The sequence below is a fragment of the Enterococcus sp. AZ040 genome, from assembly GCF_050499185.1.
Taxonomy (GTDB): domain Bacteria; phylum Bacillota; class Bacilli; order Lactobacillales; family Enterococcaceae; genus Enterococcus_D; species Enterococcus_D entomosocium.
The window spans coordinates 1,605,415-1,620,283 of record NZ_JBMHEW010000001.1 but is presented as its reverse complement, the minus strand read 5'-3'; the positions used below and the strand labels follow the sequence as shown (position 1 = coordinate 1,620,283).

Annotated in this window: 8 protein-coding genes; 1 reads left to right on the top strand and 7 read right to left on the bottom strand. The window is 42.6% G+C overall.

What is annotated here, in order from left to right:
- Positions 1-2: 2 nt before the first annotated feature.
- Both IGK63_RS07445 and IGK63_RS07440 read right to left on the bottom strand, forming a co-directional pair.
- Positions 3-812: a transporter substrate-binding domain-containing protein gene (locus IGK63_RS07445; RefSeq protein WP_008381907.1), complete on the bottom strand. Its 810-nt coding sequence runs from the start codon at positions 810-812 to the stop codon at positions 3-5.
- Between the two features lie 18 nt (positions 813-830).
- Positions 831-1,568 carry an amino acid ABC transporter ATP-binding protein gene (locus IGK63_RS07440; RefSeq protein ID WP_008381909.1) on the bottom strand — a complete coding sequence of 246 codons (738 nt, stop codon included), beginning with the start codon at positions 1,566-1,568 and terminating at the stop codon, positions 831-833.
- A 267-nt stretch (positions 1,569-1,835) separates the two neighbouring features.
- Here IGK63_RS07440 and trpS point away from each other — a divergent pair, with 267 nt between their 5' ends.
- Entirely contained in the window at positions 1,836-2,843 is a 1,008-nt protein-coding gene (gene trpS, locus IGK63_RS07435; protein WP_275626131.1) for a tryptophan--tRNA ligase, read from the top strand.
- A gap of 401 nt (positions 2,844-3,244) precedes the next feature.
- Here trpS and pheT read toward each other — a convergent pair whose 3' ends face one another.
- The 5 genes from pheT to IGK63_RS07410 all read right to left on the bottom strand — a co-directional run bounded on the left by pheT (position 3,245) and on the right by IGK63_RS07410 (position 14,747).
- Positions 3,245-5,665, bottom strand: coding sequence for a phenylalanine--tRNA ligase subunit beta (gene pheT / locus IGK63_RS07430; protein WP_016612124.1), 2,421 nt, complete (start codon positions 5,663-5,665; stop codon positions 3,245-3,247).
- Positions 5,666-6,712: a phenylalanine--tRNA ligase subunit alpha gene (pheS, locus tag IGK63_RS07425; RefSeq protein ID WP_005236117.1), complete on the bottom strand. Its 1,047-nt coding sequence runs from the start codon at positions 6,710-6,712 to the stop codon at positions 5,666-5,668.
- A 359-nt stretch (positions 6,713-7,071) separates the two neighbouring features.
- Complete coding sequence (locus IGK63_RS07420; RefSeq protein WP_005226192.1) at positions 7,072-7,392, bottom strand: winged helix-turn-helix transcriptional regulator; 321 nt, start codon at positions 7,390-7,392, stop codon at positions 7,072-7,074.
- A 67-nt stretch (positions 7,393-7,459) separates the two neighbouring features.
- Positions 7,460-11,137: a helicase-exonuclease AddAB subunit AddA gene (gene addA / locus IGK63_RS07415; protein WP_422708702.1), complete on the bottom strand. Its 3,678-nt coding sequence runs from the start codon at positions 11,135-11,137 to the stop codon at positions 7,460-7,462.
- Complete coding sequence (locus IGK63_RS07410; protein WP_016612122.1) at positions 11,130-14,747, bottom strand: PD-(D/E)XK nuclease family protein; 3,618 nt, start codon at positions 14,745-14,747, stop codon at positions 11,130-11,132. Before IGK63_RS07410 ends, addA begins: the two co-directional genes overlap by 8 nt.
- Positions 14,748-14,869: the final 122 nt, after the last annotated feature.

Below are 14,869 nucleotides of genomic sequence, written 5' to 3'. Positions count from 1 at the left end.
TCCTACTCTACTTTTCCTGATTCGTCTTCAGGGAACCACTTGTTGTATATCTCATCATAGGTTCCATCTTCACGCATTTCCCGCAAGGCTTGATTCACTGCATCAAGAAACGGCTTTTGTCCTTTATTGATGGCAATCCCATAAGGTTCTTCTGTAAAAGTTTCGCCAACTAAATGGTAATTGGGATTTTCACTCGCCATCCCTAATAAGATCGCATTATCCGTGGTCATAGCATCCCCTTGACCAGATTGTAAAGCAGTAAAGGCTTCCGCATAATTCTCAAGTTCTAAAATTTGCGCTTCTGGTGCTGCTTCACGGATGTTCACAGCTGAGGTAGAGCCTTTAACGACCAATACAGTGGTGTCTGCGGTCAAATCTTCGATCCCTTGAATAGGACTGTCTTTGGCAACTAATAAAGATTGACCTGCATCAAAGTAGACATCGGAAAAATCGACCTGTTTTTTACGTTCTTCCGTGATAGTCATCGTGGCGATGATTGCATCGATGTTGCCGTTTTTCAAAAGAGGAATCCGGGTTTTTGAGGTAACTTCAACAAAGATGGCATTGCCATCACGACCTAAAATTTTCTCAGTGATTGCACGAGCGATATCAATATCGAATCCCCGTACTTCTCTAGTCGCGATATCCATCAATCCAAAAAGACGGGTATCGTTTTTTACGCCCCAAACGATCTGATTCGTCTCTTTGCTGTTTTCTAAAATATCGATATCTGCGGCACTTTGTCCTTTACAACCTGAGAAAGTCACAAGGGCAAAGGCTAAGACTAGAAAGGAAAATATTTTCTTTCTCATAAGGGTTCCTCCTATTGCTTAATGATTTGTGACTTTACTCAAGAATTGTTTTGCACGTTCGTCTCTTGGTGCATCAAAGAATCCATCGACATCGCGCCGGTCTTCTAAGACTTGTCCTTCCGCCATAAAGACGATTCGATCTGCTACTTCACGGGCAAAGCTCATTTCATGGGTAACAACGATCATGGACATACCTTCACTGGCAATTTTTTTCATGACATCCAATACATCACCAATCATTTCTGGATCCAATGCTGACGTTGGCTCATCAAAAAGCAGCATCTCTGGTTTCATCGCAAGCCCTCTGGCAATTGCGACCCGCTGCTGTTGTCCGCCGGATAACATGGAAGGATAGGAATCTTTTTTATCTAACATCCCTACCCGATCAAGAAGTTTTTCCGCCAAATTGATGGCTTCTTGCTCATTTTGTTTTAATACTTTAATCGGTGCCAACGTAATATTTTCTAACACGGTTTTATTTGGATACAAGTTGAAATGTTGAAACACCATGCCGATGTTTTTTCTAATTTCTGTCATTTTGACATCTTTGTCAAACAAGTTCTTACCATTGACCAATAATTGACCACCTGAAATGGTTTCTAGACCATTAATCGTACGGAGCATTGTACTTTTACCAGATCCTGAAGGCCCGATAACAACAACGACCTCACCTTTTTCAAATTCAAGGTTGATGTTTTTTAATGCATGGAACTTTCCGTAATATTTCTCTACGTTCTTAAATTCGATCATTGCCATTGATTCACACTCCTAGCTTTTTTTAAAATTAAATGAGTAATTGGAAAGATTTGATTCATATTATAGCTCAATCTTTTTTCATTTGTAAAGGTTCTTTTCCAATGTTCCCCCCTTATTTCTGAAAAGACAAGTGCTATTTTACTTTGATGTGAGGTTTTTGTCCATGAAAATTTTTCTCACCCCATCAGATCACAAGGAGAACCGGTTGTTTCTTTTGCTAAAAAAAGGTAAGATAAACCATATAACAAAGGAAAAGGTGGAAAAAAAGTGAATACGATTTTAACTGGCGACCGCCCAACTGGCAAATTGCATCTTGGCCATTATGTGGGGTCTTTAAAAAAACGGGTCGAAATGCAAGCTGACCCTGAAAATCAGCTTTATATCATGGTCGCTGACATGCAGGCACTAACAGATAATGCGAAAACACCTGAGAAGGTCTCAGCGAATATTTTAGAAGTTGCTTTGGATTATTTAGCCGTTGGATTGGATCCAGCAAAAACAACGATGTTTATTCAATCGCAAATCCCTCAGCTCTCTGAATTGACGATGTATTATCTCAATCTAGTCAGTGTTGCTCGAGTACGACGCAATCCAACCGTTAAAGCCGAAATTGAACAAAAAAAATTTGGTGAAGGCGTTCCTTCTGGTTTCTTCATCTATCCTGTCTCTCAAGCAGCGGATATCACCGCTTTTAAAGCAAATTTAGTCCCAGTCGGCGAAGATCAAAAACCAATGCTGGAACAAACGCAAGAAATCGTGCATAGTTTTAATTCTACGTATAGTGAAGTATTAGTCGAACCAAAAGCGGTTTTACCGCCAAAAGGCATGGGACGTTTAGCGGGGATCGATGGGAACGGGAAAATGAGCAAATCATTGAACAACGGCATTTACTTAGCTGATCCAGCCGATGTATTACAAAAGAAAGTGATGAGCATGTACACGGACCCAAATCACATTCATGTCAACGACCCCGGACAAGTTGAAGGCAATATGGTCTTCACTTATCTTGATGTATTTGGTACCGAAAAAGAAAAAATTGCTGAATTAAAAGAACATTACACCCGTGGTGGATTAGGCGATGTCAAAATCAAACGCTATTTGATCGATGTTCTGGAAGCCGAATTTGCACCCATTCGTGAGCGCCGTGAAGCTTTTGCCAAAGATCCCGGTGAAGTGATGAACTTACTAAAACTTGGTAGTGAAAAAGCTGAACAAGTTGCCGCTCAGACGCTAGCTGAAGTCAAAAATGCAATGGGCATCAATTACTTTACTTAAAAAAACAAGCCTTTACGGCTTGTTTTTTTGTTTACAAATCGGAATGAATTCTTTCATGCAAAACCTATGTACAAACTCTGTGTTAGATTTCACGAGAACACTTCCTCCCAAGACTGACACTTTGTGTATTTTGATTTAATGCTGTTTCTTGCGCAAAAATCGAGGAGCTGTCCTAAAAAATAACTTCATAAAACGCTGATTAGAAAATGCATTTTTTCAGCCTAGCCAGTGTTTAAAAAAGGTTGTACCAAAAAAGCTGGAATGCCTTCTATAGAGAAATCTTTTAAGGCTTTCACTCAACTCCTAACATTCTTGTGTCATCTGAGCATCTATTATAATAGTAGAAAACGTTCCCCACCCAACTTCTTTGTATGGTGGAGAACGTTTTTCTACTTATTTGATTAGCGGATTTCTGCTTGAACGTTTTCTTCTAAGTTACGAGTAATTTTCGCTATTGCGTGATTGATCTCTTCATCCGTCAGGGTAGCTTCCGGATTGCTAAAGGTCAGACTGTACCCTAGAGATTTTTTACCTGCTTCAATGTTTTTCCCTTGATAAACATCGAATAAACGAATATCACTTAAGAAGCGACCTGCACTTTCACGAATGATTTCCATCACGGATTGGTTATCGATCGTTTCATCGAGCAAGAGTGCCATATCTCGGGTCACTGATGGGAACTTAGAAACTGGTTGATAGACCAATTGTTCTGTTTTAGCTGCTAACAACTGATCTAAGTTCAATTCAGCAACATAGGTTTCACTCACTTCGTAGGCTTTGGCGATCGATGGATGGACTTGTCCCAAGAAGCCGATTTCTAGGTCATCTAGTAAGATCATTGCCGTACGCCCAGGATGCATCTCTTTGATATCTGCCGTTTTTTGATAACGAATACGGTCGGTTAATACCAACGAATCAAAAAGATTTTCTAAAATGCCTTTCAAATGGAAGAAATCAACTTTTTGAGCTTGGGTTTGCCAGTCTTTCTCATGGATATTTCCTGTCAATGCTAGCCCTAAGTGATTGACTTCTGTTGGCAGTTCGTGTTTACTGTCGCCCGTTTGATAGAAGACGCGACCAATTTCATATAAAGCAACACGATTGTTTTTACGTGCCAAATTGTACGCAACGTCGTCTAACAAACCTGAAATCAGATTCAAGCGCAAGACGGCACGCTCTTCGGTCATTGGCCAATCCAATCGAGTCACTTGGCTCGATTTATCCGTAAATTGTTGCGCCTTCTCTTCCGTTGTCAAAGCATAGCTGATGGCTTCACTGACCCCGTTGCCTTCCAAAAGAGTCCGAACTTCTCTAGTCAGACGTTGCGCTTTGGTTAAATGACCGGCAACCGTTTCTCCTTGCGGTAAAGTCGATGGCAAACGATCATAACCGTAAATACGCGCCACTTCTTCAATGATATCTGCTTCGATAGTAATATCCCAACGACGAGGTGGGACTGAAACAATATAGCTGTCTGCTTCTTGACGATGACCAAAGCCTAATGCATCAAAGATTTCTTGCACTTCTTCATCAGTGATTTCTGTGCCTAAATAGCTATTGATCCGTGCTAAAGTAATCGCAACCTCCACAGGTTCTTCTGCTACTTGGGAACCTATTACTGCCTCTTTTAAGACCGTTCCGCCAGCAAGTTCCGCAATCAGTGCTGCTGCTGCATCACAAGCTTTTGCAACCGTTGCTTGGTTGATCCCTTTTTCAAAACGAGCGGATGATTCGCTTCTTAAATTGAATTTTTTCGAAGTCAAACGAATCGCTAATGGATCGAACAAGGCCGCTTCTAAAGCGACTGTGGTCGTCGTTTCCGTGATTTCAGAATCAAGACCTCCCATGACGCCTGCGAGCGCAACTGGTGTCGTTCCGTTGGTGATAACGATGTCTTCTGGGGAAAGCTGACGAGTTTCTCCATCTAAGGTAACCAGGCTTTCATTTTCTTTGCCGCGACGTACCAGTATTTCCTTGCTGTCTAGCTTTTGATAATCAAAAGCATGCAATGGTTGACCAAATAACAGTAAGATATAATTCGTCACGTCCACGACATTATTGATTGGACGAATGCCTTCATTCATCAAGCGATTTTGCAGCCATTGTGGACTTGGGGCGATCGTTACGCCATCAATGATTCGAATTTGGTAGGCGGGTGCATCCGTTGCTTCAGTGACCTTCACCTGAATTTTATCGGCAGCAGCTACTTCACTTTCGGTAAGCGCAATTTCAGGAAACTTCGGTGTTTGCCGATAGATTGCACCAACTTCATAAGCAACCCCCCGCATGCTCAACGCATCCGCACGATTCGGAGTGATCGATAATTCGATAATGTGATCATCCATATCAAGATAAGGAAAAACTGGTGTTCCTACTTCTGCTTCTGCTGGTAAATAATAGATTCCTTCTGCGTATTCTTTGGGAATCACGCTATCTGCATATCCCAACTCTTGCAACGAACAAATCATGCCGTTGGAAACTTCTCCCCGCATCTTGCCCTTTTTGATTTTTACGTTGCCCGCGATTCGAGAGCCTGGTAATGCCACGATGACTTTGATGCCGCTTTTGACATTCGGCGCACCACAAACGATCTGTGAGTCTTCATCCTCGCCAATATTTACTTGGCAAATTGATAGATGATCAGAATCTGGATGTGGTCGGCAGTCGGTCACTTCTCCGACAACGATTTTTTTTAAACCCTCTTCAGGCACGTCAATACCTTCGACTTCGATCCCCGTCACTGACATTTTATCCGCCAGCTCTTTGGGTGTGATCTCAGACAGATCAAGGTATTCATTTAACCATTTGTATGATACTAACATTTATTGTTCCCCCTTGAACTGGCGAATGAAACGCACATCATTTTGATAGAATTGGCGAATGTCGTTCACGCCGTAGCGCAGCATTGCCACTCGATCAGGACCTAAACCAAAAGCAAATCCTGAATATTGGGTTGGATCGATCCCTGACATTTCTAAGACGTTAGGATGCACCATTCCAGCACCGAGGATCTCGATCCAGCCAGTTTGTTTACAAACATTACAACCGGCACCACCGCACTTGAAGCAGCTGACATCGACTTCGACCGATGGTTCTGTGAAAGGGAAATAGCTTGGTCGCAAGCGAATTTGGCGATCTTCCCCAAACATTTTTTGCATCATGACTTCTAAGGTTCCTTTTAAGTCACCCATCGTAATATTCTTATCGATTACCAAACCTTCAATTTGATGGAATTGGTGGCTATGGGTCGCATCATCTGTGTCACGACGGAAAACTTTCCCGGGTGAGATCATCCGCAGCGGCCCTTTAGAAAAATCATGAGTCTCCATTGTTCTCGCTTGCACTGGTGACGTATGGGTTCGAATCAGCACTTCCTCTGAAATATAAAAAGTATCTTGCATGTCTCTGGCTGGATGATCCTTTGGCAGATTCATCCGTTCGAAGTTGTAATGATCTTTTTCCACTTCGTAACCTTCGACTACTTGGTAGCCCATACCAACAAAGATATCTTCGATTTCTTCCATGATTTGCGTTAGCACATGGCGTGTTCCTCGGTCCATCTTTTTACCAGGCAACGTCACGTCGATGGATTCTTCAGCAAGAGCTTTTTCCAAGTTTGCTGCTTCGATAGACGTCTTGGCTTCTTCAATCGCTTCTGTCAAGATATCACGAATCTCGTTGGCATAGCTCCCCACCTTCGGCCGTTCTTCCGCAGAAAGATCTTTCATTCCCCGCAGAACTTCTGTTATGGGACCTTTTTTTCCAAGCACTTCCACTCGAATCTGATTTAAGTCATTCATGGTTGGACTTTCTTTGATTTTAAGCAATGTCGTTTCCTTCAATGCTTCTAATTTCTCTTGTAAAGACATGTATTTCCTCCTTCTATGCTGTGAATAGTGTAAGAATAAAAAGACTGGATTGACTGAATAAAGTGAGTATCATTCGTATAAAGACAAAAAAAGACATCATCCCTTAAAAAAAGGAACGACGTCTCGTGTTACCATCCTCATTCGCGAAAAAAACCGCGCACTCACTTCGGCTAACGACAGCAAAACTGCCGACTGACTGTAATCAGCAAGCTCCAGAAGTGAAATTCATTTTTCGAATACAGGACTTGCTTTCAGTCTGTGACAAGTCTCCCTTTTTCTGATTCAGCCAAATTACTAGTTTCTATCAACGCTTTTTATCTATTCATTTAAGCTTAGTTTACCTAATTTCCGGTGAGAAATCAACTGCATTCTTCCTCACGCACCCAGGTTTCTGCCCAACGCTTCACACTCATCATACTCTTTTCAAGAGCAATACCTCTTGGCGTCAAGCAGTAAAGATTGTTTTCTTTGCAGACAATTTCTTCCCGCTCTAATTCTTTCAAGCGTTCGACTAACACCCGATCACTCACTTGAGGAATCTTGTTTGCTAACTCAACAAATCTTTGTTTGCCGTCTTCAAGAAGGACATCAATGATCAAGCCGTTCCACTTTTTGCCTAAAATAGAAAAAGCTTTTTCAAATTTAGGACAAAGGGCATAATCCGATTCTACTTTTATCATTCTCCATCACCTCTTTTACCTATTATAGCATATGACTTACGAATTGTAAGAAACTAGGATCGATCAGCTAGAATGCCACGATCATTTTAGGTTTTAACAGCACTAAATAGGTCTGTTTCACTGGTTTGCTCAATGCTTTCTCCAATGCTTGGCAGTAGAGTTTCAATTGACCATAATATCGTTCGCGCATTTTCTTTTCAATCTGAGCCTGACTGCCGAAAACATCATCTGTTTTAAAGTCATATAAAATGATTTCATCCGCCAATTCAATATAGCCGTCGATAATACCATGGATCAAAAGCGGCGCATCTGGTTCGTCAAACCCTTCAAAGATCGTATCAGCCTCTTTTAGCATCGAAAACGGCTGCTCCCGCTTCACCACATCAGAGGATCGGTTCAGCAGTTCACCTAGTTCAGTTTGATAAAACCACAAAATGCTCGATCGGTCAATTTTTTTGGCGATTTCTTCAGAAAAAAATTGCTTTTTCACGAGTTCAGCAATCAGGAGCTCCAAAGTATCTTGTGTTGGCGTCATTCCTAATGGGATCATTTGCAAAACCGTATGTGTTGCTGTCCCGATACTGCTGGCGAGAGGCTTCGTTTCTTGCAGAAATTTTGGTTTCGCCAATTCATCCTGTACGTAGCGATACTGCTGAGGATTCGTCTTCTCGGAAACCGACCGCCATTCCAACAAAGTGGTCTGTTGATCATCGGGATCGTTATAGAGTCTTTTCAATTCTGATACAGATTGATAACTAGTCGTTTGGGTCGCTTTTTGATAAGGATAGCGATATGCTAGGCGTTTCAAAAGATCATCGATATTGCTATCTGGCGCAAGCAATCGTTTAGACTCCTCGACTGGCGCAAGGGTCTCTTGGACTTGTTGCGTGATCGTTTCTTGATTCCACCATGACAGACGAAAATGAGCAGGATGATCGATCGTCCGCTTGCGCTCTGACGCTTCAGAGAATACTGCTTCCATATCTGGATGGCGCATCAGGGTCCGTCCGACCCAATCCATCAAGCTCCCCCGGGCAACAAGCCGTAATGCAGGATCAAGAACCATCTCGGCTTGTGTCAGGCCAGATTGCCAAGTCTTAAAGGCATCCGCTTGATTTTTATAGGAGCCCACTAAGAAAAGCTTCTGCTCTGCTCGTGTCAATGCTACGTATAATTTTCGCATTTCTTCTGACAAGGCTTTTTTCAAACGAACTTGCTTGATGGCTTGAAACGGCAGTGTCTCAAATTTAAGGTTTTCTGCTGGATTCACATATTGGATCCCAGCCCCCAGCTGTTCTTCAAAGATATAGCGTTTTTGAAAATCTTGGTAGTTAAAGAATTTTGTAGTATCCAGTAAGAACACAACAGGGAATTCCAAGCCTTTACTTGCATGGACGGTCATCACTCGAACGGCATCTTCTACAGGAGTACCCACAGGCTCCGCCAAATCTTTGTTTTTTTCTTGCATTTTTTCGATGAAGCGAATGAATTGGTACAAACCACGGAAACTGCTCTTTTCGTATTTTTCGGCTCTGTGGATCAATGCCACTAAATTTGCATAACGCTGCTGTCCTGCAGGAAGTCCCACAACATAATCCAAGTAAGCAGTATCTTCATAGATTTGCCATAATAAGGTCGGGATCGGTAATCTGCGTGCTTCTTCGCGCCATTGATTTAGTTTGGCTAAAAACCCATCCACCGTTTGCCACAAGGGTGACTCTTCTTGTTGAACATGATAATCCAATACTGCATCATAGTAGTCGCTGGAACGATTTGCTAAACGGATCTCAGCCAATTGATCTTCTGTTAGGCCGACGATTGGCGAACGCAAGACCGCCACAAGGGGGATATCTTGGTACGGATTGTCAATGATTTGCAGCAAAGAAACGACGGTTTGGATTTCCGTTGCCTGAAAATAGTTTTGAGCATCATTCACCGCCATCGGAATCCCAAACTGCTTAAAGACATCTAAAATGACAAGATTGTTTTTACGTGTAGGGGTCAATAAGACGATATCGTTGTAAGTGATTGGTCGATTTGCTTTGGCTTTTTTGTCATAGATCATGAAGTTTGATTCAATCAACTCTCGAATCTTCAATGCAGTAATCTGCATTTCACCCTCTGTTTTGTCATCGATCAATTGTTCTTCGGATTCATGCTCTTTTTCATATAACAAGAGCTCTGTGGCAAAGGCGTCGCTTTCTGGAAAATGAGGAAAACCGGTAATCAAGGCTGCCGCCTCATCATAAGGGATTTGTCCAACCCGTTCATCCATCAGCTGTTGAAAAACTAGATTCGTAAAATCCAATACGTCGGAGCGAGAACGGAAATTTTCTGCTAAGACGATTCTCCGCCCACCATTCTCCGTTTCAAATGCCAAGTATTTTTCGATAAATAGCGTCGGATCTGCTAGTCGAAACGAATAGATCGACTGCTTTACATCCCCCACCATAAACATGTTGCCGGGGTTATGATCGACTTGTCTCACCCAATATAAAATTGCCTCTTGCAGCCGATTGACGTCTTGATATTCATCGACTAAAACTTCTTCAAAGCGATCACGATAATAGGTCGACGCTTCACTTCCACTACCGTCTCCTTGTAAAATCTGCAAGGTGAAATGTTCCAAATCATTAAAGTCTAAACGGCCTTTTGAAAGTTTCCTTTCTTGGAATGCTTTCATAAACGCTTCGGTCATAGCTGCCATTTTTTCAACGACAGGTGCGGACCGATGAAGCAGCTCCATCATTTCAGCCGGTGGGTATGGAAAGGCCGCTTTCAATTGCTCAACCAATTTTTTCGCATCATCTCGCAAAGGTTTAATTTCTTGAGAGAGTTCCTTTTGTTCTGGTTTGCGAAAAGCTGGGTAGCGAGCAAAACGCAACACTTGGATTTGCTCATAGAAGCCATCGACATCGTCTGCATCAAGCAGAGCCTTTAAGGTTTCCACCATTCCTAATTCGGTATCGATCAATAGTGCCGCTTTTTCCATCGCTTCATCAGAGCGGGCATAGTCTTGCGCCGCCTGCAGCAAATGCGCCGCTGTCTTCAAGTTTTCTTGCAAAGTCGGCTTGATTTGCGATTGGTACAGGGTATTTTCAGCAAAGGTTTCTTTGCCGATATAGTGATCACTTAGATGAGCTAACCAGTTTACTGGATCCGGATTTGCTCGGGCAAAGTCATAAAGAGACAGGATCAGATCCCCGACGCCTTCATCAGAACGATCACTAGAAAAATTTTCTGTCAAACGAAAGAAGGCTTCATCATTGGCTTCATATTGTTGATCTCTCAGCTGTGTCCAGATTTCTTCTTTCATCAATAAAATTTCGGTTTCATCAGTCATCATGCGGAAATTTGGATCTAAATCGATCAAATAATAAAAACGCCGAATCACAGTTAAACAAAACGCATGCAAGGTAGAAATGTTAGCTGTCGGCAATAGCTGCAACTGACGGACGAAGTGCTGACGCTTTTGCTCGTCACTTTCTTGATTGATGGCCTGCTGCAATGCCGCTTGAATCCGTTCTTTCATTTCTCGAGCAGCTGCTTCGGTAAAGGTCACGATCAGTAAAGAATCGATCGTCGTTCCTGCTTTTAGCTTTTCAATCACTCGCCGAACCAAAACGGTGGTTTTGCCTGAACCCGCTGAAGCGGAAACGAGGATATTATCCCCTTTATCAAAAATGGCTTGCCATTGGGTATCCGTAAAGGTTTCATTTTGCGGTTTTAAAGGGATCTTACTCATCTTCTTCCTCCCTTAAGCGATGGATAATCTCATCTTTAGATAAGTTTTCTAAACGGTGGTACTCATTTTCTTTCAACAATACATCAAAGTCACAGATGCTGCGAAACGGACAAAACTCACACGCCCTTTTTTTGTCTTTTAATTTATAAGACGGGTTTAAGGCGATTTCACCGCTCAACAGCTTCTCACCACTTTGTTGCATATTTTTCCGATTGTGTTTTCTTAATAGTTCAAGCTCTTCTTCTGTATAAAACTTGTTTTTCGCCTGTGTTGTTTTTTGATAATTGCCGTTTTTGTCTTTCCGAACAGGAAATACCGGCGAATTTTTGCTGGCTTCAACTTCCTCATCGAGTAACGGGAAAACAGCCGGTTCGTCAATAAACAACCCGTCATACTTGAAACGTTTTAAACGTTCTTCTTCACTGGCTTCTTGTCCGTCCAAAAGCGGATTATGCACATGCAGATAATATGCCCCCGCTGGTCGAACCTTTGGCGAACCAACCAGTTGGACAGCATCCGTCAATGCGACGTCGAGATACGTGATCAACTGCATCGCAAGTCCGTAGTAGGCTTCAGAAAGGTCAAAATCTCGGCTGCTAGATTTATAGTCAACAACGGAAAGCCATTGTTCTTCTTCCGTTTTCGCCGTATCGACACGATCAATCTTCCCCCGCACATGTAGTTTCCCGCCAGAACTTAATGGTAATTCGATCCCGTTAATCCCATTTGAGCCAGCGATCTGGCCGAACAGCACCTCCGTCTTTTCAGGACTAAAATGCATTTTTTGTCCTTGTTTCGCTAATGCCCACGCTACTCGCTGAATCGTCTTGCCTAATTGATACCGAATAAAATTCATCCGAGCAGAACTCGTCAGTAAGCGATAACGGCTTTCGCCAAAAATTTCCTGCAAAACGACTTCCACAAATTGCACGCGTTGGTCAGCAGTTAACTGGGTCAAGGAAATATTTTCAGCAATTAGGACTTTGACAAAGCGGTCCAACGCATCATGGAAAAACTCACCGGTCATTGCTGGATTTAAGCCATAAACTTCCCGTTCTTTTAACCGTAATCCGTAGCTGACGAAATACTTGTATTCACACTGATAGAACGTCTCCATCTGAGAAATGGAGCTGTAGATCGACGGGCCATATAGCGCCGCAGCTTGTGCTTGAGACAAAGGAATCGGAATATTTTGATGGGTTTGGCTTTCAAATACTTGGGCAGCTAAATCTGTCCATTCCGAACGTAACAGCGCTTGTTTCAGTTGCTCCCACACTCGAGGCAAATTCTCTTTGTTTTTTTGCGCTTGCTGACTGAGATTATTGATTTGGTAGATCAGGCCACGATAACTGCCAACATAGTCTCTCGGGTCACTGACTAGCGTCAAGATCCCCCGCTCTTGCAGTGGTACATCCAAATGCTTGACCACGCGGTCTAAATAAGGCGACATCTTGATGTTTTGCTGTGTATCAAAATTAACGGCATAGGACAGTGATAAGTGCTCTGTCGCTGAAAGCAAGACAGAATAAAAGGCAAATGGTTCTTTGACACTGCCTTCCACCACTGTATCTCTAAGGTATTTTTCACCATTAAATAACTGATTGAAATGCTGACGTTCTTCATTCGTCAACAATGTTTTATTTTCCATTTTTCTTGGCAAAGCCGTTTCATTCAATCCCGGTGCAAATGTGATCTTCGCTTGTTTCGGACGTGCCAAATCAAGGCGGTTGATGTTGACTTGGTCGATCGCTGTTGGGATCTTTCCGAATGTGACATTTTCTAAGCCAGTCAATAAGACATCTTCAAAGAGCGCAAAATCAAAGGGCTCATCTCCATAGATCGTGGCATACTCATCCAGCAGATCCATTAAAGCTTGCCATGCTTGTTCATGATTGCGGGCTTGATCTAATTTTCCTTGTTGGATTGCCTGGTCTCGCCAATGCCTCAGCTGTTGCTCGACACCCGCATTCAGTAAAAAGCGATACAGCAGTTCTACGGCATCTCGATTTGTTCTAGCTGCTGTCAGCCAATCGAGTGTATCCACGACATCTTGCTTGAAAGCCCTGCGAAGCTGATTGGTGTACGCCGTCAAATCCACTTTGTCCACTGCTTCTTCTTCCGATTGTAAATACTCGATCAGTTCCCAATCTTCGTTTCTCGTCCAACTCGCTCCTTGGAAATCATGAGCCAGCGCTTTGTTCTCGGTAATATCCACCAACTTACGAAACTGGTCACGCCCAACAAGCCAATCTGCTTCGGAGCGATAGGCTGCCGGTAAGTAAAGTTCCGTTCTAAGCAACCGTAAAATATCATTTAAGCGAAAGCCATAGGATTGACAAGCAAAAAAAGCATTCAAAAACTCAACCAATGGATGTTGCGCCATCATCTGCTCTTCATCGATATAAAAAGGAATCTCAAACTCAGTAAAAATTTTAGGAATATACTGATGATAGACTTCTGGTTCGGCGATCAGTAATTGGATATCACGATACCGTAATGTTGGGTACCGTTTCTTATCACTCATCATCCCGCGGATCGACGCTGCGATTTGACGAATCTCTTCTTCGGGATTCCCAACTTTCCAGACAGCCAAGAAGTCTTTGACGGACGTCTGCTGATGATAATTGGCTTGTGATTGGGTCTGCCGCCAAAAAGTTTCTACTTCCTTGTATGCCTGCGGGATCGATCCCTCGTCTTCTTTGTCCACCTCTTGGTTGACGGAAAGTTTCTGATCTAAGTAAATGTTCACTTGATTGTCACGAGCAGAACTGATCAACTGATAATAGGTCCGTCCTGCTTCGTAAAATAAATTCAATGGCGTGGGCATCTCTTGTGGGTACCCGCGATCCAAAATAAGATCAATCACTACATGACTTCTCATCATCAGTACTTGAATCAACTGTTGCTCTTGTGTTGAAAAAGCGGAGAAACCGCTGATAATAAATAAGGCGTGGGAAAGATCTGGCGCTTTGTTCAAAGAAACAGTGGTTGGCATTGCATGATCCACCGAGGAATCGCCCAGCAAGGAACCTTCCAGAAAGCGTGTCAGTAAGGTGATCGGTTGTTCGACTTGCAAGGCACGCTCTAGAAGTTCTTGTTCAAATCGTTGAAAAATTATCGCTAATTCACTGTATTTTTTTTCTTCGTCTTGGGTTGCGCTTGGTGCAGCACCACCTGCTAATAAATCTTCGATCCCCAATCGACTTGTATGCATTTCTTGATAGAAAGCCAACAATTGTTGGATAAAACCCGCTTTGTTGATCTCACCACGGTATAAGACGAGTTCTTCTTCTAGTTCCAAAAGCAGCTTACGCATGATCATGGAGGCACCATTTTCAGTGATGGCATTTTGAGAAAGCAAGCCGGTTTGCTGCAGATAAAACCAAGCCAAACGGTGAAAACTATACACTTGCGCGCGAATAGAAGCAAAATCTTCTACGCGATCCTCTTTCAGTAATTGAAGGATCTCGCGCTCTCGTTCAAATTTGTTGTAGTTAGGTACCAGGAAAAATACTTCTTGATGGTCTTTTTCTAACCAGCTTTTTGCATTTTCTATCACTGCTTGATCATGACGACAACGGCCATCGCCAAGAATAAATCGTAAACTCATGAAAGGACTCCTTCTCTCCATCGTCTTTTAAAAAAATCCACTAAAAAATCAGCGACACGCTTTTTCGAATGCGTCTTTATTTTTAAGAGACTCTCCTTAAAAACAAAATAACAATCGCAGAA